The sequence below is a fragment of the Desertibaculum subflavum genome (assembly GCA_003576705.1).
Classification (GTDB): Bacteria; Pseudomonadota; Alphaproteobacteria; order Ferrovibrionales; family Ferrovibrionaceae; genus Desertibaculum; species Desertibaculum subflavum.
The window spans coordinates 1-19,310 of sequence record QOZS01000036.1; the positions used below are offsets into that span (position 1 = coordinate 1).

The 19,310-nt window shown below is 69.3% G+C and carries 19 protein-coding genes; 10 read left to right on the forward strand and 9 right to left on the reverse strand.

Features of this window, described 5'->3' with window-relative positions:
- The coding region (locus DT074_RS18205; protein ID WP_162914991.1) for a hypothetical protein at positions 1-217 on the forward strand (217 nt) is incomplete at its 5' end.
- Positions 218-554: 337 nt separating this feature from the next.
- Positions 555-3,224 (forward strand): alanine--tRNA ligase, encoded by a 2,670-nt coding sequence (gene alaS, locus DT074_RS18210; protein ID WP_119421291.1) that lies wholly within the window; start codon positions 555-557, stop codon positions 3,222-3,224.
- A gap of 10 nt (positions 3,225-3,234) precedes the next feature.
- Here the strand turns inward: alaS and DT074_RS18215 are convergent, their stop codons facing one another.
- Positions 3,235-3,954 carry a dienelactone hydrolase family protein gene (locus DT074_RS18215; protein WP_162914992.1) on the reverse strand — a complete coding sequence of 240 codons (720 nt, stop codon included), beginning with the start codon at positions 3,952-3,954 and terminating at the stop codon, positions 3,235-3,237.
- A 142-nt stretch (positions 3,955-4,096) separates the two neighbouring features.
- Between DT074_RS18215 and DT074_RS18220 the strand changes: the two genes are divergently transcribed.
- Positions 4,097-5,500, forward strand: a complete 1,404-nt coding sequence (locus tag DT074_RS18220; RefSeq protein WP_162914993.1) for an MFS transporter — start codon at positions 4,097-4,099, stop codon at positions 5,498-5,500.
- Here DT074_RS18220 and DT074_RS18225 read toward each other — a convergent pair.
- The 3 genes from DT074_RS18225 to DT074_RS18235 all read right to left on the reverse strand — a co-directional run bounded on the left by DT074_RS18225 (position 5,497) and on the right by DT074_RS18235 (position 8,231).
- Entirely contained in the window at positions 5,497-5,931 is a 435-nt protein-coding gene (locus tag DT074_RS18225; protein WP_119421294.1) for an SRPBCC family protein, read from the reverse strand. The genes DT074_RS18220 and DT074_RS18225 overlap by 4 nt on opposite strands.
- A gap of 58 nt (positions 5,932-5,989) precedes the next feature.
- Entirely contained in the window at positions 5,990-7,207 is a 1,218-nt protein-coding gene (locus DT074_RS18230; protein ID WP_119421295.1) for an NADP-dependent isocitrate dehydrogenase, read from the reverse strand.
- Between the two features lie 100 nt (positions 7,208-7,307).
- Positions 7,308-8,231, reverse strand: coding sequence for a LysR substrate-binding domain-containing protein (locus tag DT074_RS18235; RefSeq protein ID WP_119421296.1), 924 nt, complete (start codon positions 8,229-8,231; stop codon positions 7,308-7,310).
- 75 nt (positions 8,232-8,306) lie between these two features.
- On the opposite strand from DT074_RS18235, the gene DT074_RS18240 reads away from it, so the two are divergent.
- Together DT074_RS18240 and DT074_RS18245 are read left to right on the forward strand one after the other, a co-directional pair.
- A complete protein-coding gene (locus tag DT074_RS18240) occupies positions 8,307-9,092 on the forward strand; it encodes a 2-keto-4-pentenoate hydratase (RefSeq protein ID WP_119421297.1) in 786 nt (261 codons plus the stop codon).
- A 24-nt stretch (positions 9,093-9,116) separates the two neighbouring features.
- Entirely contained in the window at positions 9,117-10,925 is a 1,809-nt protein-coding gene (locus tag DT074_RS18245; protein WP_368744758.1) for an acyl-CoA dehydrogenase family protein, read from the forward strand.
- Positions 10,926-10,929: 4 nt separating this feature from the next.
- Here DT074_RS18245 and DT074_RS18250 read toward each other — a convergent pair whose 3' ends face one another.
- Positions 10,930-11,547 carry an LOG family protein gene (locus DT074_RS18250; protein ID WP_119421298.1) on the reverse strand — a complete coding sequence of 206 codons (618 nt, stop codon included), beginning with the start codon at positions 11,545-11,547 and terminating at the stop codon, positions 10,930-10,932.
- 242 nt (positions 11,548-11,789) lie between these two features.
- Here DT074_RS18250 and DT074_RS18255 point away from each other — a divergent pair, with 242 nt between their 5' ends.
- The gene (locus DT074_RS18255) at positions 11,790-12,233 is read left to right on the forward strand and encodes a c-type cytochrome (RefSeq protein ID WP_119421299.1); all 444 of its coding nucleotides are present in this window, start codon (positions 11,790-11,792) and stop codon (positions 12,231-12,233) included.
- Positions 12,234-12,306: 73 nt separating this feature from the next.
- Here the strand turns inward: DT074_RS18255 and DT074_RS18260 are convergent, their stop codons facing one another.
- Entirely contained in the window at positions 12,307-12,996 is a 690-nt protein-coding gene (locus tag DT074_RS18260) for a cytochrome b/b6 domain-containing protein (protein WP_119421300.1), read from the reverse strand.
- 149 nt (positions 12,997-13,145) lie between these two features.
- Here DT074_RS18260 and DT074_RS18265 point away from each other — a divergent pair, with 149 nt between their 5' ends.
- Complete coding sequence (locus DT074_RS18265) at positions 13,146-14,354, forward strand: MFS transporter (RefSeq protein WP_119421301.1); 1,209 nt, start codon at positions 13,146-13,148, stop codon at positions 14,352-14,354.
- A gap of 6 nt (positions 14,355-14,360) precedes the next feature.
- Here DT074_RS18265 and htpX read toward each other — a convergent pair whose 3' ends face one another.
- Positions 14,361-15,320: a zinc metalloprotease HtpX gene (gene htpX, locus DT074_RS18270; protein ID WP_119421302.1), complete on the reverse strand. Its 960-nt coding sequence runs from the start codon at positions 15,318-15,320 to the stop codon at positions 14,361-14,363.
- 74 nt (positions 15,321-15,394) lie between these two features.
- On the opposite strand from htpX, the gene DT074_RS18275 reads away from it, so the two are divergent.
- Positions 15,395-15,577 carry a DUF1674 domain-containing protein gene (locus DT074_RS18275; RefSeq protein ID WP_119421303.1) on the forward strand — a complete coding sequence of 61 codons (183 nt, stop codon included), beginning with the start codon at positions 15,395-15,397 and terminating at the stop codon, positions 15,575-15,577.
- Between the two features lie 63 nt (positions 15,578-15,640).
- Positions 15,641-16,960: a Rieske 2Fe-2S domain-containing protein gene (locus DT074_RS18280; protein ID WP_119421304.1), complete on the forward strand. Its 1,320-nt coding sequence runs from the start codon at positions 15,641-15,643 to the stop codon at positions 16,958-16,960.
- A 128-nt stretch (positions 16,961-17,088) separates the two neighbouring features.
- On the opposite strand, the gene DT074_RS18285 is transcribed toward DT074_RS18280, so the two are convergent.
- Positions 17,089-17,493 (reverse strand): nuclear transport factor 2 family protein, encoded by a 405-nt coding sequence (locus tag DT074_RS18285; RefSeq protein WP_119421305.1) that lies wholly within the window; start codon positions 17,491-17,493, stop codon positions 17,089-17,091.
- A 79-nt stretch (positions 17,494-17,572) separates the two neighbouring features.
- On the reverse strand, positions 17,573-18,409 hold the full coding sequence (locus tag DT074_RS18290) for a TauD/TfdA dioxygenase family protein (protein ID WP_119421306.1): 837 nt from the start codon (positions 18,407-18,409) through the stop codon (positions 17,573-17,575).
- A 105-nt stretch (positions 18,410-18,514) separates the two neighbouring features.
- Between DT074_RS18290 and DT074_RS18295 the strand changes: the two genes are divergently transcribed.
- Positions 18,515-19,294, forward strand: coding sequence for a helix-turn-helix domain-containing protein (locus DT074_RS18295; RefSeq protein ID WP_119421307.1), 780 nt, complete (start codon positions 18,515-18,517; stop codon positions 19,292-19,294).
- The last annotated feature ends 16 nt before the right edge of the window (positions 19,295-19,310 follow it).

A 19,310-nucleotide genomic window follows, 5' to 3' on the forward strand; every position in this document is an offset into this window, starting at 1 on the left:
CGACTTCGCCGAAGAGCGGGCGGCAGAGGAAGAGGCTGCGGCAGAGCAGGATTCAGCGCCGATCGCCGCGCCCGCACCGCCGCGCATCGACGTCCTCGGCTTCGTCCGCCACCTGCTCGACACCGATCCCACGATGGGCCCGGTGATCGCCGACGTCATGGCCGAGATCCGCAACCTCCCGCCGCCGGAGCACGCCTTGGCCCAGGCCGCCGAGTGAAAGCCCTCCCCCGCGCCGCGCAGCGGTGTGGGGGAGGGAAGGGTGGGGGGGTTGTGTTTTGCCCATCCGTGGCGCAGCGGCGAGGAAAAACACAAAAGCCCCCACCCCCCGCCTCCCCCGGCTTTGCCGAGGGAGGAGCCATCTCCGCGTGCCTCCGCGTCCTCCGTGTTCTCCGCGGTGAACTTCTTTCCGTCGGGTCCTCCGCGGTGAATCAACCCGACCGACCCGCCCGGCTGGACGGGGGCAGGGGCGGTCGGTAGAACGCGGGGTTCTCATCGGCGAGACGAGAACATATGTAGGGGACAGGTGATCTGCCCCGGCAGTGAGGTTGAGGCAAATGGCGAGCGGCAACGAGATCCGCAAGGCGTTTCTGGACTATTTCGCGCGGCACCAGCACACGATCGTGCCGTCGAGCCCGCTCGTCCCCGCCAACGACCCGACCCTGCTGTTCACCAATGCCGGCATGGTGCAGTTCAAGAACGTCTTCACCGGCATGGAGAAGCGCCCCTATACCCAGGCCACCACCTCGCAGAAATGCGTGCGCGCCGGCGGCAAGCACAACGACCTCGACAATGTCGGCTACACCGCGCGGCATCACACCTTCTTCGAGATGCTCGGCAATTTCTCGTTCGGCGACTATTTCAAGGAGCGCGCGATCGAGCTGGCCTGGAACCTGGTGCACAAGGAATTCGGGCTGTCGAAGGACCGCCTCTGGGTCACCGTCTATCACGAGGACGAGGAGGCGCTCGCCCTCTGGAAGCAGATCGCCGGCCTGCCCGAGGACCGCATCGTCAAGATCGCGACCTCGGACAATTTCTGGGCCATGGGTGATACCGGCCCCTGCGGCCCGTGCTCGGAGATCTTCTTCGACCACGGCCCGAAGATCGCCGGCGGCCCGCCCGGTTCGCCGGATGCCGATGGCGACCGCTATATCGAGATCTGGAATCTCGTCTTCATGCAGTACGAGCAGCGCGGACCGGGCGACCGCGTGCCGCTGCCGCGGCCCTCGATCGACACCGGCATGGGGCTGGAGCGCATCGCCGCCGTGCTGCAGGGTCGCCACGACAATTACGATACCGACCTGCTGCGCAAGCTGATCGAGGCCTCGGCGCAGGCGACCGGCGTCGACCCGGACGGCCCGCAGGCGGTGTCGCACCGGGTCATCGCCGACCATCTGCGCGCGTCGTCCTTCCTGATCGCCGACGGCGTACTGCCCTCGAACGAGGGCCGCGGCTATGTGCTTCGCCGCATCATGCGGCGCGGCATGCGCCACGCCCACATGCTGGGCGCCAGGGAGCCCCTGATGCACCGCCTGGTGCCGGCGCTGACCGAGATGATGGGCCCGACCTATCAGGAGCTGGTGCGGGCCGAGCCGCTGATCCGCCAGACGCTCGAACTGGAGGAGACCCGCTTCAAGGAGACCTTGGAGCGCGGCCTCAAGCTGCTCGACGAGGAAATGGGCCGGATCGGCACCGATGCGCCGCTGCCCGGCGAGGTCGCCTTCAAGCTCTACGACACCTTCGGCTTCCCGATCGATCTCACCCAGGACGTGCTGCGCGGCCGCGGCCGCACGGTCGACACCGCCGGCTTCGAGGCGGCGATGCAGCGCCAGAAGGCGGAGGCGCGCAAGGCCTGGGCCGGTTCCGGCGAGCAGGCGACCGAGGCGGTCTGGTTCGAGATCCGCGAGGAGGCCGGCGCCACCGAGTTCCTCGGCTACGAGACCGACACCGCCGAAGGCCGCGTCGTCGCCATCGTCAAGGGCGGCCAGCGCGTGGACGAGGCGAAGGCGGGCGAGGACGCGCTGATCGTGCTCGGCCAGACGCCGTTCTATGCCGAGAGCGGCGGCCAGACCGGCGATGCCGGCACCATGTCGGCGCCCGGCGTCAAGGTCACCGTCAGCGACGCGCAGAAGAAGGCGGGCGAGCTGCACGTTCACGTCTCGCATATCGATCAGGGGACGGTGCGGGTCGGCGACGCGCTGGCGCTTGCCATCGATCCGGCGCGCCGCGACTGCATCCGGGCCAACCACTCGGCGACGCATCTGCTGCACGCGGCCTTGCGCCGCCGGCTCGGCGGCCACGTGACGCAGAAGGGCTCGCTGGTCGGCGCCGACGGCTTCCGCTTCGATTTCAGCCATCCGACGCCGCTCTCCGATGCCGACCTGCGCACCGTCGTCGACGAGGTGAACGCCCAGGTCCGCATCAACACACCGGTTGAGACGCGGCTGATGACGCCCGAGAAGGCGATCGAGGCCGGCGCCATGGCGCTGTTCGGCGAGAAATACGGCGACGAGGTGCGCGTGCTCGCCATGGGCCGCGACCTGACGGACGATGGCGGCGCGAAGCCCTATTCGGTCGAGCTCTGCGGCGGCACCCATGTGCGCCGCACCGGCGATATCGGCGCCTTCACCGTGCTCGGCCAGTCGGCCGTGGCGGCGGGCGTGCGCCGCATCGAGGCGGCGACCGGCGCCGGCGCGTTGCAGCATTTCGCGCGTGAGCACGAGGTGCTGCAGCAGATCACCCGCAGCTTCAACGCCCCGGCGGAGGAAGTGCCGGGCCGCATCGCCGCCCTGCTGGACGAGCGCCGCAAGCTCGAGCGCGAAGTGTCCGAGTTGCGAGTCAAGCTCGCGACCGGCGGCGGCGGTGGCGGCGCGGCGCCGGCGGCGCGCGAGGTCAACGGCGTGCGCTTCGCGACCCGCAAGCTCGACGGCGTGCCGGCCAAGGATCTGCGCGGCCTCGCCGATGCGGTGAAGGGCGAGATCGGCTCCGGCGTGGTCGCCATCGTCTCGGTCAGCGAGGGCAAGGCGGCGCTGGTCGTCGCCGTCTCGGACGACCTCACCGGCAAGGTCAGCGCGGTCGACCTCGTGCGCGCCGGCTCCGCCGCGCTCGGCGGCAAGGGCGGCGGCGGCCGCCCCGATTTCGCCCAGGCCGGCGGCCCCGACGGCGACAAAGCCGAGGAAGCCTTGGCCGCCATCGAGCAGGCGATCGGCCAACGCGCCGCGGCGTAAGCCGCCGGTGTCAGCTTCCGAACGCCTCGCCGAACAGGTCCAGCATCGCCTTCCAGGAGCGCTTGTCGGCGGCGGGGTTGTAGGCCAGCGCCGGGTTGCCGAGCTTGTCGGCATCCGGGTTGGTGAAGCTGTGCACCGTGCCGCCGTACATCTGCACCTGCCAGTCCACCTTGGTCTTGCGCATCTGCTCCTCGAAGGTGGCGACCTGCGCGGGCGGGATCATCGGGTCGTCGGCGCCGGTGCAGACCAGCACCCGGGCCTTGATGTTGGCGGAGTCCTCGGGCTTCGGGCATTCCAGCCCGCCATGGAAGCTGACGATGGCGGCGAGGGGGGCGCCGCTGCGGCCGAGCTCGATCGAGGTCGAGCCGCCGAAGCAATAGCCGATGGCGGCGAGCTTGGCCTTGTCGACGCCTTGCTGCGCCGCAAGCGCATCCAGCGCCGCCCGGGCGCGGGCGCGCCACACGTTGAGGTCGCTCCGCACCGCGCCCATCAGGCCGATCGCGCTCGGCAGGTCGTTCGCCGTCTTGCCGTCGCCATAGGGGTCGGCCGCCAGTGCGACGAAGCCGAGGCCGGCAAGCCGCCGGGCGCGCTCCATCACATGCTCGCCGATGCCGAAGGCCTCGGGAAACAGCACCACGCCGGGGCGGGCGCCGGTCTGCTTCTCGTCGCGGGCCAGGTAGCCTTTGCAGGTGGTCGCACCGTCGCGGTATTCGAGCGTGCCGGTCTGCATCTGCGTCTCTCCCGGAAATTTCTGCAAGGTCGCGGCGCCGAGATTGGCACAGCGGGGCGACCGCTGCGAGACCCTTGGCGGCAGCTTTTCGTGCCGGCACGCCGCTCCGGATTGTGCGTCCTGGAAAACAGCGGAGCGCATGGTGGCCGATAGCACACCGGTCGATCATCGCTGGACCGCGCTGGCGGCGCCGGCGCGGGCCGTGCCGCTCGCGGTTCTGCTCGGCGGCGTGCTGCTCTACGCGACCAATACGCTGCTCGTCACGACGGTGCTGCCCAGCATCGTGGGCGAGGTCGGCGGCGTCGCCGTGGTGACCTGGCCGACCATCGCCTTCGTTTCCGCTTCGATCCTGGCCTCGGCCGCCACCGGCCTGGTCACGGCGCGGCTCGGCGCGCGGCATGCCTATGCCGCCGGCCTCGTGGTCTTCGCCGTCGGGGCGCTGGCCTGCGGCCTGGCGCCATCCATGGCGCTGGTCATCGCGGGCCGCTTCGTGCAGGGCCTGGGCGGCGGCCTGATCTCCGCGCTCGCCTATATCCTGGTCCGCAACGTCTTCCCGGAGGCGCTGTGGGTGCGGGTCCTGGCGCTGATCTCGGGCACCTGGGGCGTCGCCGTCCTGCTCGGACCGATGATCGGGGGCGTGTTCGCCGGCCTCGGCTTCTGGCGTGGCGCGTTTCTTTCCGTCGCGGCTGTCGCCGTGCTGCTCGTGCCGCTCGCCTATGCGGCGCTGCCGCGCACGCCCGCTCGCGGCAGCGACGGCGCCGGCCTGCCGGGACTTCGTCTCGCGCTGGTGATCGTCGGCATCGTTGCCATCGCCGTCGCCGGCATCACCGCGGCGGCTCTCTGGAAGGCGGCTCTGATCGCGCTGGCGCTGGCGGTCTTCGCGGCTTTCCTGCGCCTCGATCGCGTCGCCGGCCAGCCGATATTGCCGAGCGATGCCTTCACCATCACCTCGCGGGTCGGTCTCGGCCTCTGGATGGTGCTGCTGCTCGCTGCCGCCAATACGCCGTTTCCGATCATCGGGCCCTTGCTGCTGCAGCAATTGCATGGGCTGGACCCGCTGACGGCCGGCTACCTCGCCGCCGGCGGCGCGATGTCGTGGACCGTCGTCGCCGCCATCGTCGCGAGCCTGCCCGCGGCGTGGCTCGGCTTCTTCCTGGTGGCGGGCCCGCTCGCCATGGTTCTTGGCCTGCTTGGCATCGGGCTCGTGCTGCCCACCGGTCCGGCCTTCGGCTTGCTCGTGCCGATCTTCCTGGTCGGCGGCGGCATCGGCGCCTGCTGGACCTTCCTGTCGCAGCAGGTGATGGCCGGGGCCCGGACCGGCGAAGGCGATACCGCCGCCGCCTCCATCGCGGCGGTGCAGATGACCGGTCTTGCGCTGGGCGGAGCGCTGGCCGGCCTGGTCGCCAATCTCGCCGGCTTCGCCGTCGGCCTCGATGACGACGCGGCACGCCGTGCGTCCTTTTGGGTGCCGGCCGCCTTCGTGGCGCCGGCCCTGCTCGCCGGCGCCTTCGGGATCGGGATGCGCCGGCTCGAAGGATGGCGCTAGAGGGCCTCCGCGCGCTGGCGCAGCGCGCGGTTCATCGCCTCGAAGCCGTGTTGGATGCGTTCGAACAGCGAGGCGGGGGTGATCGGAATCAGCAGCCCGGTGAAGCGCTCGGTCTGCACGAAGCGGACGCCGTCGGCTTCCGGCTCGATGCGGAAGGCATGCTCGCCGTCGAACAGGCCGGGCAGGATGAACTGGCCGCGCCAGCGGAACTCGCGCTCCGGGTCGGCGACCAGCACCAGCGGGCGGAAGCGGAGCGCCGTGCCGCCCGGCGGCTGGGCGCGGATCGACAGCCGCTTGCCGACGACAGGCGTGCCGGCGGCCGAGACGATGAAGGGATTCCAGGCGGCGTAGGCGGGGAGGTCGGTCAGCACCGACCAGACTTTCGTCGCCGGTGCGGCGATGCGGATGGCGGCGGCGATCTCGCGCGCCATCAGGCCACGCGCGCGCGCGGCACGGCGGCACCGGCACGGGGCCGGTGCCGCGGGGTCATCAGCCGACCGCCTTCTGCAGGTTCTGGTCGATCGCGTCCAGGAACTGCGTCGTGGTCAGGAAGGGCTGCTTCTCGCCGATCAGGATGGCGAGGTCCTTGGTCATCTTGCCGCTTTCCACCGTCGACACGCAGACCTTCTCCAAGGTCTCGGCAAACTTCGCGAGCTTCGGATTGTCGTCGAGCTTGGCGCGGTGCTTCAACCCGCCGGTCCAGGCGAAGATCGACGCGATCGGGTTGGTCGAGGTCTCCTTGCCCTTCTGGTGCTCGCGGTAGTGGCGGGTCACGGTGCCGTGCGCCGCCTCGGCTTCGACCGTCTTGCCGTCCGGCGTCATCAGCACCGAGGTCATCAGGCCGAGCGAGCCGAAGCCTTGCGCCACCGTGTCGGACTGCACGTCGCCGTCGTAGTTCTTGCAGGCCCAGACGAAGCCGCCGTTCCACTTCAGCGCCGCGGCGACCATGTCGTCGATCAGGCGGTGCTCGTAGATCTGGCCGACCGCTTCGAACTTCGCCTTGAACTCCTTCTGGTAGATCTCCTCGAAGATGTCCTTGAAGCGGCCGTCATAAACCTTGAGGATCGTGTTCTTGGTCGAGAGATAGAGCGGCCACTTGCGGGCCAGCGCGTAGTTCATGCAGGCGCGCGCGAAGCCGGCGATCGAATCGTCGAGGTTGTACATCGAGAGCGAGATGCCGGCGCCCGGCGCCTTGAACACCTCGCGCTCGATCACCTCGCCGCCGCCTTCCGGCTCGAAGCGGACCACCAGCCGGCCCTTGCCGGGGAACTTGAAGTCGGTGGCGCGGTACTGGTCGCCGAAGGCATGGCGGCCGATCACGATCGGCTTGTTCCAGTGCGGCACCAGCCGCGGGATGTTCTGGCAGATGATCGGCTCGCGGAACACCGTGCCGCCCAGGATGTTGCGGATCGTCCCGTTCGGCGACAGCCACATCTTCTTCAGGTTGAATTCCTTCACCCGCGCCTCGTCCGGGGTGATGGTGGCGCATTTCACCGCCACGCCGTGCTTCAGGGTCGCGTTGGCCGAATCGACGGTGACCTTGTCGTCGGTCTTGTCGCGATACTCGATGCCGAGGTCGTAGTATTCGAGCTGGATGTCGAGATAGGGCAGGATCAGCTTCTGCTTGATGAAATCCCAGATGATCCGGGTCATTTCGTCGCCGTCCATCTCGACGACGGGATTCTTCACTTTGATCTTATCGGCCATGTTCGACCCCGGTAGGAGGCAGGTGCGGGTAGGGAAGCGCGGAAACTAGCAAAGCGCCGCGCTGCATGAAAGCCGCGTCACGGTCGCAGGGGCTCGCGGGCTATGCCGTTCGGCGGCGTCTGGTGGTCGCTGCTGTGGCCGGTGCCGCTGCCGCCGCAGCCTGGCCCGAGATCCAGTCGGCGAAGGCGAGCAGCGCCGGGTCGCCCGCCAGCCGCGCCTCCGCCTGCAGCACGAAATGGCGCCGCGTCGGCCGCACCGTCTCGTGCGCGATCACCACGGCGCCGCGGGCAAGGTCGGGCGCCAGCAGCGCCTCGATCGCCAGCGCGAAACCGAGGCCGGCTGCGGCGGCCTCGATAGCGAGGCCGATGCTCTCGAAGCTGCTGCCGCCCTGCACCGGCACATGGCCGAGCCTGGCGTGGTCGAGCCAGCGGCGCCAATCCTCCGGCCGCGGCCGCGCATGCAGCAGCGGGACGCCGGCAAAATCCGGTGCGCCGCGCTTGAGCCAGCCCGGCGCGCAGACCGGCACGGTGGCGATGGGCAGCAGGGGAGAGGTGACGAGGCCGGGCCGCGGCGCCGCATCCGACACGGCGATCACCGCGTCGTAGCGGCCGGGGAGCATGTCCAGCGGGTTGAGGCTGGTATGCAGGTCGATGGCGAGGTCCGGATGCGTCTTCTCCAGATCCGGCCAGCGCGGCAGCAGGAAGCGCGAGGCGAAGAAGCCGTAGACGCCGATGGAGAGCCGGCGCAGGCGCCGCAGCCGGACGCCGCTCGCGGCATCGGCGATGCGGTCCAGCGCCTCGCGCGTTGCCGTCGCCAGCGCCTCGCCGGCAACGGTCAAGGTCAGGCCGGTGGAGCGGCGCAGGAACAAGGGCGCCTGCACCATCGTCTCCAGCGCCCGGACATGGCGGCTGACCGCGCCGGGGGTGACGTGCAGTTCCTCGGCCGCGCGGGTCACCGAGAGATGCCGCGCCGCCGCCTCGAAGGCGCGGACGGCGTGCAAGGGCGGCAGGCGGCGCCAGGACATGTGTTGAGTCTAGCTCAATGCCTGCCGCCGACAAATCGTTTGCTACGGCCTGAAACACAACGGAAAATTGGCGCCATGCAGTTCCCCACCCGGCTCGAAGCACTGGCGGACCAGCTTGTCGCGGCGCGTCGCGAGGCGCGGCAGATCGGTTCGCCGGCGCCCGACCTGGTCCCGCGCGGCGCCGACGAGGCTTATGCCGTCAACCGGGAGGTCGCCGCCCGGCTCGGCTGGGAGCCGCTCGGCTGGAAGATTGCTGGCACCACCGAGGCGGTGCGCACCAAGCTGAACATCGATGCCCCGATCTATGGCCGCACCTTCCGCCGCTTCGCCGTGCGCTCGCCGGCGCGGTTCCGTCGTGCCGATCTGCTCGACCCCCTGGTCGAATGCGAGTTCTTCGTGACCCTGGCGCGCGACCTGCCGGCGCGGCCGGAGCCCTGGCGCATGGACGAGGTGATCGCCGCGATCGAGAGCGTGCATGCCGGCATCGAAGTGGCCGAGTGCAGTTTCCCGAACGCGGCGCTGCCGCCGCTCGGCGCTATTCTCGCGGATGGCAGCGCCTCCGGACGCTACGTGTTCGGCGATCCGATCCCCGGCTGGCGTGACGGCCTGGCGGACATGCCGGTGGTGCTGGAAATCGATGGCGCCCTGCGTCGGCAAGGCCGCGGCGCCGACGTGATGGGCGATCCGCTGCGCCCGCTGCTCTGGCTGGCGGAGGAGCGCCGCCGCTGGGGCGACGGGCTGCGCGCCGGCGAGACGATCAGCACCGGCTCCACCACCGGCATGCTGCCGATCCGCGCCGGACAGAGCGTGCGCGCCACCTTCGGCGCCGATGCCGTGGTGGAGATCGCCTTCGACGCTTAAGCAAGATCCGATAGGAGGAAAATCATGACCGTCATGGGAACGATCCAGAAGCCGAAGGCCGAGCATGCGGCGCTCGCCACCCGGGCCGCTTCCGTCGCGCGTTCCGCCAATCTCGCGCCGACCTGCGCCGGGCTCAATTTCTTCGCCATCGACAACAGCCTGCGCACCTTGCTGCCGCAATACATGGAGCCGAAGCTGCTCAAGCATCTCGAGCCGCATCTCAGCGAACTGGGCGAGCTCGGCGGCGGGCGGCTCGGCGAGCTGTCGGATGCGGCGGAGAAGCACCAGCCGGTGCTGCACCCGCGCGACCGCTTCGGCCGCGACGAGGAATGGATCGAATTCCACCCGGCCTATCGCGGGATGGAGGAGATCGCCTTCGGCCGCTTCGGCATGCATGCGATGACGCATCGTGGCGGCGTGCTGGGCTGGCCGACGGCGATGCCGCCGATCGCGAAATACGTCTTCCACTATCTGTTCGCGCAGGCCGAATTCGGCCTGCTCTGCCCGGTCAACCTGACCGACAGCTCCTCCGAGCTGGTGCACCGCTTCGGCAGCGAGGAGATCAAATCCCGCTTCCTGGCCGATATGTGGAGCCAGGATCTGAACCGGCTCAAGCGTCTTTCCCAGTTCATGACCGAGAAGATCGGCGGCTCGGATGCCGGCGCCGCCGAGCTCACGGCGGTGCAGGATGGCGGCGCCTGGCGGCTTTGGGGCGAGAAGTGGTTCTGCTCCAATGCCGATGCCGATTTCGCCGTGCTGCTGGCGCGGCCCGAAGGCGCGGTCGCGGGCGGCAAGGGCCTCGGCCTGTTCCTGATGCCGAAGGTGCTGGAGGACGGCAGCCGCAACAGCTACCGGATCGTGCGCCTGAAGGAGAAGCTCGGCAGCAAGACCATGGCGAGCGGGGAGATCGTGTTCGAGGGCGCGCTCGCCTATCAGCTGGGCGAGCTCGACCAGGGCATGAAGCAGATGCTGGTGATGGTGAATTCCAGTCGCATCTCGCACCTCGCCCGCGCCGCGGGGATGATGCGCCGCTGCCTGAACGAGGCGTTCCAGGCGGCGCAGCACCGCAATGCTTTCGGCCGGGCGGTGATCGAGCATCCGCTGATGCGCCGTCAGATGCTGAAGATGATGGTGCCGACCGAACAGGCGCTATCGGCACTGATGTACGCCGCGGCCATCACGGGTGAGGCCGGCAGCAGCAAGCGCGCCGAGCAGGCGCTCCGCATGCTGACGCCGATCGCCAAGTACCGCGCCTGCCGCGACAACGTCACCGTCGCCACCGGCGCCATGGAGGCGCGCGGCGGCAACGGTTATATCGAGGACTGGCCGAATGCGCGCCTCGTCCGCGATGCCCATCTCGGCCTGCTCTGGGAAGGCACCAGCAACATCAATGCGCTCGACGCGGTGCAGCGTGCCGTCGGCAAGGTGAAGGCCCACATCGCGCTGCGCGAGGATCTGGCCGAGCGGTTGGACGCCGCCCCGGGCCTGCCGGGCCAGTTCCGTAACCGGCTGGAAAGCGGCATCGCCAATGCCTTCCGCTTCGCCGAGGAGGTCGCCTCAGTGCCGGAGAACGAGCGGTTCTGCCGCGTCGCGGCCGGTCTGCTCTACCACGCGACCACGGCGTCGCTGCTGGCGGAGGAGGGGCTGCGCGCCGGCGCCGAAGGCGGCGACGCGCGGCGGCTGCTGCTCGCCCGTTTCGTGCTGGAGCACAAGCTCCGGCGCGACGCGCCGATCGCGCTCGACGCGCTGCGCTGGGAGGAGGCGGCAACGACGCTGCTGCTGTCCGACGAGCCGGTGCCGCTCGACAAGGCGACCGAGCTCGCCCTGGCGTAGGACCTCAGAGCTTCTCCGGGTGGGCGGCGAGCTTCGGTGCGGGGCTCGCCGCCAGCGCCGGCAGCACGTCTTCCACGCTCTTGACCACCTGGAACAGCTGGCGCGTGCGCTCGCCGGCGAAGCCCGAGGCCACGATGTGGTCCACCATGCTGACGAAGGGGGCCCAGTAGCCGCCTTCGTCGACCACGATGATCGGCTTGTCGTGCAGGCGGAGCTGGCGCCAGGTGATGATCTCGAAAGTCTCGTCCAAGGTGCCGACGCCGCCCGGCAGCACCACGAAGGCGTCCGACCGGTCGAACATGAGCTTCTTCCGCTCGTGCATGGTCTCGACGATGTGCAGCTCGGTCAGGTTCTGATGCGCGACCTCGACCTCGTGCAGGATGCGCGGGATCACGCCCACCGCCTTGCCGCCGGCGGCGACCGCCGCATCGGCGCAGAGACCCATCAACCCGACCCGGCCGCCGCCGAAGACCAGGGTGATGCCGTTCTCGCCCAGGATCTGGCCGAAGCGGCTGGCCGCCTTGCGGTGCCGCTCGGCGACGCGGCCGCTGGAGCCGCAGAACACGCAGACCGCGTCGAGCGGCGTGGCTGGATTATCTGAGGGTTCGGAATAGACGTTCATGTCAACTTTTCGCAACAGGTGGCCGCCCGGCCGTGAGGGGCGGCGTGCCCGACCTAGGATACGGGACCGAGGGTAGCCGACCAAACCCTAAGAGTTCGCGGGACGGCAGGTTCCGGGAATAATCGGCCGCGATCAAGCGTTGGTGACTTGTTCCCGGGTCTGTCGGCCCGGCATAGAGACCGGTGTCGGCGGCCCATGACGGGCCGTGGGGTCGGGCGAGGACGAAGGAGGGAGATCGGGGCATGCAGCGGTTCACCAAGATCATCGCGGCGGCGGCGGGCCTGGCCGTGGTCGGGGCATTCGGCATGGCGCTGGCGCAGGGCGATCCGATCGCCAACCGCAAGGCCAATTTCAAGATGATGGCCGACGCGATGAAAGCCACCAAGGCCGTCATCGATGCCGGCGGCCCGACCGCCAAGGCGGTCCCGGAAGCGGAGAAGATCGTGCAGGTCGCGCGCGTCAATCCGGGTCATTTCCCGACCGGCAGCGACAAGGGCGACACCAAGGCACTGCCCGAGATCTGGACCAACAAGGCCGATTTCGAAAAGAAGTTCGCCAATCTGGAAGCCGAGGGCGCCAAGCTCGTCATGGCGGCGCAGGGCGGCGACGCGAAGGCGCTCGGCGCGCAGTTCGGCAAGGTCGGCGGCGCCTGCAAGGCGTGCCACGACGTTTATCGCGGCAAATAAGCTTTCTGGGTGAGGCTCACGCAAGCGCCCGGGGCGGTCTGCTCCGGGCGTTCGCGTTTCCGGCCCAGAGCGGTCAGATCAGGCTGACGAAGGCGATCCAGGCCCCGGCGACGATCATCAGCAGGATCAGCGCGCGCAGCGGCGAGGCGAGGGCCGGCGCCGGTAGTTGCGGCGGCAGCGGCCTCGAACCGGTCACCATCGGGCCGATCAGGTTCTCCTTCTTCACGAACAGATAGAGCAGCGCCGCGGCCACGTGGATCACCGCCAGCACGATCAGCACGTCGAAGGCGTAGTGGTGCACGGTGGTCATAAGCGAGGCGGTCTTGCCCGACACCAGGTGATAGAGCGGGCCCTCCACCACGATGTCGTCGGTGGTGAAGAGGCCGCTGCCGGCCTGGGCCAGGATCGCCAGCAGCAGCGCGATCACCATCAGCCCGCCGAGCGGATTGTGCCCGGCGACCGGCAGCGGATGCGGGGTCAGCAGGCTGCGGGCATAGGCGAGCACGGCGCCGGGCCCTCTCAGGAAACCGCCGAACCTGGCGGTGTCGCTGCCGACCAGGCCCCATAGCACCCGCCAGATCACCAATACCAGCACCGCCTGGCCGAGCTTCATGTGCAGGTCGAGCCACCCGTACTCCCCGGTCAGATAGAGCGCGACCAGCAACGCCACCAGCACCCAGTGGAACAACCGTACCGGCAGGTCCCAGACGCGGATCTTGCGCAAGGTTGCCACCGCGCCTCGATTCGACCCCACCTCGTTCATGCGCCTCTCCACGCCTGCCGCTGCCATGCCCTGCTCGTGCCATGCCCTGCGCGGCAGGGAGGCATTCACCTCTCGCTTGTACCGTCACCGGCGGAGCCTGTGTACCTTGCTCGCGCCAACGTGAGGCCAACGGGAACATGCCCCTGCGAATGTCGCGCCATTCCGGCTTTGCCACCACCGCCTTCGCCAGCGTGGCGCACACCTATTCGCACTTGTTCACGCTGCTCTACGCCACCGTGGTGCTGTCGCTGGAGCGCGACTGGGGCATGGGCTATGCCGAGCTGATCGCGCTCTCCATTCCGCTCAGCGTCATGTTCGGCCTGGGCGCGCTGCCGGCCGGCTGGCTGGGCGACCGCTGGAGCGCCTCCGGCATGATCGCCGTGTTCTTCCTCGGCACCGGCGCCGCCTCGATGCTGACCGGTTTCGCCACCGGCCCGGCCGGCATGCTGGCCGGCCTGACGCTGATCGGGCTGTTCGCCTCGATCTATCACCCGGTCGGCATTCCCTGGCTGGTCAAGCGCGCGGTCAATCGTGGCCGCGCGCTCGGCATCAACGGGGTGTTCGGCTCGATCGGCACCGCCGGCGCGGCTTTGGTCGCCGGGCTCCTGATCGATCTCTCCGGCTGGCGCGCCGCCTTCCTGGTGCCGGGCGCGGTCTGCCTCGCGACCGGCATCCTGTTCCTGTTCGCCATGCGGGGCGGCCTGATCGTCGAGGGCGCCGAGGATGCAGCGCCGACGCCGAAGCCGGAGGCGGGCGACGTGAAGCGCGCCTTCTTCGTGCTCAGCGTCACCATGCTCTGCACCGGGCTGATCTATCAGGTCACCTCGGTTGCCATGCCGAAGATCTTCGAGGAGCGGCTGGCCGGCACCTTGGGCGACGGCATCGCCGGCATCGGCGTGCTGGTCACCGTGGTCTATGCCGCGAGCGCCGTCGCCAACATGATCGGCGGCGAGCTCGCCGACCGCTACGACCTGAAGCGCGTCTACGTCGTGCTGCAGCTGGTGCAGATCCCGGTGATCGTGATCGGCTTCATGCTGGTGAGCCAGGCGCTGGTCGGCGTCGCCGCGCTGATGGTCGGCATCAACACCGCGGCGGCGCCGGCGGAGAACGCGCTGCTTGCCCGCTACACGCCGGCCAAATGGCGCGGCCGCGCCTTCGGCGCCAAGTTCGTGCTGTCGCTCGGCATCGGCGCCTTCGGCGTCGCCCTGGTGCCGGTGCTGCACAAGCTGTTCGGCCACCTCGACGCGCTGTTCCCGGTGCTGGCTGTGCTGGCGCTCGGTGCCGGGCTCGCAGGCCTGTCGCTGCCCGGCCGCCGTGCGCGGCAAGCGGCGATCCCCCTCACCGCGCCGGCGGAGTAGACGAACTCAGCCCCAGGGGCCGCGGCGGCGCCCGCCGGCAGCGGTCGCCCAGGCGTTCTGCCGCGGCGCGGGCGAGGGCCGATAGCCGCCGCCCCGCATCTCGCCCGGGCCCATTTGCGAAGCCAGGGCCTGCAGCGCTGCGATGCGGTTTTCGGTCGCCGGATGGGTCGAGAACAGGCTGTCCATGCGCTCGCCGGCCAGCGGATTGATGATGAAGAGATGCGCCGTCGCCGGGTTCTGCTCGGCGCGCGGGTTGTAGACGCCGCGCGCCGCCTCGTGGATGCGCGCCAGGGCGCTGGCGAGGCCGAGCGGGTTGCCGGAGATCTCGGCGCCCATGCGGTCGGCGGCGTATTCGCGCGACCGGCTGATGGCGAACTGCACCAGGGCGGCCGCCATCGGCGCCAGGATCATGATCAGGAGGCCGCCGATCATGCCGATACCGGACGACCGGCCCTCGCTGTCGCGCATGCCGCCGCCGAAGAACATGGCGAAGTTGGCGAGCATGCCGATGGCGCCGGCCAAGGTCGCCGTGATGGTCATGATCAGGGTGTCGCGGTTCTTGATATGCGCCAGCTCATGCGCCAGCACGCCCTCGATCTCGTCGCGGCTCAGCGCGCCGAGCAGGCCGGTGGTGGCGGCGACCGCCGCGTTCTCCGGGTTGCGGCCGGTGGCGAAGGCATTGGGCTGGGCGTTCTCGATCACGTAGACGCGCGGCATCGGCAGGTCGGCGCGGCTCGCGAGCGTCGCCACCATCCGCCACAGGTCCGGCGCCGAGCTCTGATCGACCTCCCGCGCGCCGTACATGCGCAGCAGCATCTTGTCGGAGTTCCAGTAGGCGAACAGATTCATCGCGCAGGCGATGCCGAACGCGATCAGCATGCCGCCGGTGCCGCCCACCAGATAGCCGATGCCGACGAACAGGCCGGTCATGGCGGCGAGCAGGATGGCGGTACGCAAGTAGTTCATCTGACGACTCGTCCAAGGCGACCCGGTGCGGCCGCACCGGTAAGATGTATGTAGCAGCAAGGACGGTTCAAGACATGACCGAGACGAAACCTGGGCCGGAGCCCGATCCGCAAGACCCGACGGTCAAAGGAAAATTCAAGAAGCCGAAGCCCGCGACCGTGCAGGAGCAGGCGCCCGGCGAGGTCGGCGGGCCGCAGGGCCCGGAACCGACCCGCTACGGCGACTGGGAGAAGAAGGGCATCGTCAGCGACTTCTGAGCTGCCTATCATGGGTTGTGGCAACCGCCCCTATAGAGGGCGGCGCCCGGCAGGAGGAGCCCCATGACGTCCAAGCGCGACAGCGAGATCCTGGTCCATACCGGCCCCGGCACGCCGATGGGCGAGCTGATGCGGCAGTACTGGATCCCGGCCTGCCTGTCCTCGGAACTGGCGGCCGACGGCGCACCGCTCCGCCTGATGCTGCTCGGCGAGCGCATGATCGCGTTCCGCGACAGCCAGGGCCGGGTCGGCGTGATGGACCATCGCTGCCCGCATCGCTGCGCCTCGCTGTTCCTCGGGCGGAACGAGCAGGGCGGCATCCGCTGCGTCTACCACGGCTGGAAGTTCGACGTGACGGGCCAATGCGTCGACATGCCGAACGTGCTGCCGCACGAGGATTTCAAGCACAAGGTCAAGGCCCGCGCCTTCCCGGTGGTCGAGCGGGCCGGCCTGGTCTGGGCCTATCTCGGCGCCCGCGCCGTGCCGCCGCCGCTGCCGGAGTTCGAGGCGGCGCGGCTGCCAGCCGACCAGCTCCGCGTGTTCTGCGTGCAGCGCGAGTGCAACTGGCTGCAGGCGCTGGAAGGCGATATCGACAATTCGCATTTCGGCTTCCTGCATGGCGGCCTGGTCAAGCCGGAAGACTACGCGCCCGACAATCGCGGCCGCTACATGGCCACGCACCGGGCGCCGACCTATGGCATCACTGATACGCCCTGGGGCACCATGTACGGCGCCCACCGGCCGGCCGAGCCCGGCCAGCGGCATTACCGCTTCGCCCATTTCCTGTTTCCGTTCTGGACCATGCCGCCCGATGGTCCGTTCGTGGATCACATCGTGATCCGCGCCTGGGTGCCGATGGACGACACCCATACGATGATGGTGCAGATGGTGTGGAAGGGGACCAGCCCGCCCTTCTCGCGCACGGCGAAGGACGGGACGCCGCTGCCCGGCACCCAGCCGAACGACGCCTTCCTGCCGAACACCTCCGACTGGTTCGGCCGCTGGCGCCGCGCCAGCAATCCCTCGAACGACTACCTGATCGACCGCGAGGTGCAGAGCCGGTCGAGCTATACCGGCATCCAGGGTGTCGACAACCAGGATCAGGCGGTGACCGAAAGCATGGGGCCGATCGTCGATCATGCGTTCGAGCATCTCGGCCCGAGCGACCGCATGATCACGACGACACGCCGCCGCCTGATCCGCGCGGCGAAGGCGTGGAAGAGCGATGGCGCGGTGCCGCCCTGCCTGGACGATCCGCAGGCTGCGCTCGGCGCCCGCAGCGGCGACTTCGCCGCGCCGGATACGGTCGACTGGCGCGAAGCCTACGACCGCGAGATGGCGGCCGGCATTTTCCCGACGGTCGCGGCAAGGGCGGCGGAGTAGCAGCCTTCGCTCCTCCCCCGGCCGCAGGACGGGGGAGGCTGGGAGGGGGCTTTTGTGTTTTTCCTCGCCGCGGCGCGGGCGGCCAAACCCCACCCCGACCCTCCCCACGCTGCCGCGCGGAGAGGGAGTCACAAGCGCATGATCGGCTCGAGCGGCTTGCCGCTGTGGGCGGCGCGGAGCGGCGCCGTGTCGGTATAGACGCGCTCTTCCAGGATGCGACCTTCCTGCAGGCGGAACTTGTCGACGCCGCGCCAGTGGAACGGCTTGCCGTCGAATATGCGCGTGGTCTGCCATTCGATGACGACGACGTCGCCGCGCGAGGTCCAGTCGAGCAGCTGCCAGATCGCGTCGGGTGCCGCCTGCTTCTGGCGCTCGTTGAGCAGGCCGAGCTCGCGCCCCGCCACCGGCCGGTCGACCAGCGGCGTGGTCAGCACGCCGTCGGGATGCCACAGCGCGAGAAAGGCCTCGCTGTCGCGCGCCGCCCAGGCGGCGGCGAACCGGGTCACGAATTCCTGCATCTCGGCATCGGTCATCACATCGCTCCGTCATGTCTGGAGCGACGCTACCTTGCAGCCAAAGTCTGTCTCGCGGGAAGCGGACGCGACGGTTGGACTAAGCCCGCAAAAACGGTTTGTCGCCGCACACGGTCACGCGGTGGCCGTAGCGGCGGTGCGGGTGGTAATCGAACATTGCATGGTGCTGGGTGCAGCGGTTGTCCCAGAAGGCGATCGAGTTGGGCCGCCACTTGAAGCGGCATTGGAACTCGGGCGTCTCCACGTGCCGGTACAGCATCTCCAAGAGCGCGTTGCTCTCGTGGCGCTTGAGCTGCGGGATCTTCAGGGTGAAGCCGCGATTGACATAGAGCGCCTTGCGCCCCGTCACCGGGTGCGTGCGCACCACCGGATGCTCGGCATTGGGGAACTGGATGTCGCTGCGGTCGGTCGCCTTGACGCGATAGTAATGTGCCTTGCTGCTGTCGTGCAGCGCGGTGAGGGTTTCGAGGAAGCGCTGCATCGGGGCCGACAGCGCGTCATAGGCGGCGTACATGCTGGCGAACAAGGTGTCGCCGCCGCCATTCGCCGGCACTTCGTGCATGTAGAGGATCGAGCCCATCGGCGGCTCGATGTCGCACGAGACGTCGGAATGCCATTCCTCGCCGGCCACGTGCTTGGACTTCTCGTCCGCCTTGATGACCAGGATCTCGGGATGCTCCGGCAGATCGATCGGCGCGTTCGGGTGCACGTGCAGCTTGCCGAAGCGGCGGCCGAAATCCTTGTGCTGGTCGATCGTCAGCTTCTGGTCGCGGAAGAAGATGACCTGGTTCTCCATCAGCGCGTCGTGGATCTCCTGGAACTGCTGGTTGCCGAGCGGCCCGCTCAGATCCGCGCCGAACACCTCGGCGCCGATGGTGGGGGTGAGCTGCTTCACCTCGATGGTCTGATAGGCCATGGCCGGCTTCCTCTCCCGTTGTGACGGAAGAATAGGCGCATCGGCGCGGGCTGCGCCTGTCCGCGATGGCGTAATTCCGTATTACGGAATAAGCTGCGGGCGCCCATGCCGCTCGCCGTGCCCGCCGCCATCGAGCCCGTGCGCCGCAGCTTCGCGGTGCTGGAGGCGCTGAACCGTCGGCGCAGCTCGACGCTGGCCGAGCTCGCCGCCGAGACCGGCCTGCCCAAGCCCACGCTCGCGCGCCTGCTGGAGACCCTGATCGCGCTCGGCTATGCGACCCGCGTCTCGCGCCAGCTCGGCTATCGCATCACCGACCGCGTGCTCGGCCTCTCGGGCGGCATCCGCTTCGTCGACCACCTGGTCGATGCCGCGGCGCCGCATATGCGCCGCTTCACCCGCGAGCAGGGCTGGCCGCTCTATCTCGGCACCCTCAGTTCGGGCGCCGTGGTGGTGCGCTTCTCCACCGCGCCGGAAAGCCCGATGGCGCTCGACACGGCGGGCTACGCGCTCCGCCTGTCGCCCTTCACCGGCGCCATGGGCCGCGTCTACCTCGCCTTCTGCCCGGAGGCGGAGCGGCGTGACATCCTCGCCGCCAACGGCATCCCGGACGGCGACCTTCTCAAGGCCGGCCGCCGCGGCCTCGCGCTGGCTGCCGCCTTCGAGCGCATCCGACGCGACGGCCATGCCTTCCAGATGCCGCCCAAGCCGCGCCGCACGCATGGCATCGGCGTCGCCATCCGCCATGGCGGCCACGTGCTGGCGGCCATGTCGCTGCGCTTCCCGCGCTCGGCGATGACCGAGGGGCAGGCGGCAGAACGATTCGCGCCGGAACTCGGCCGGTTGGCCGAGGCGATTGCGGTCGATGTAATGCAGGCCGGTGGATGAGGCCGGAGCTTCATTT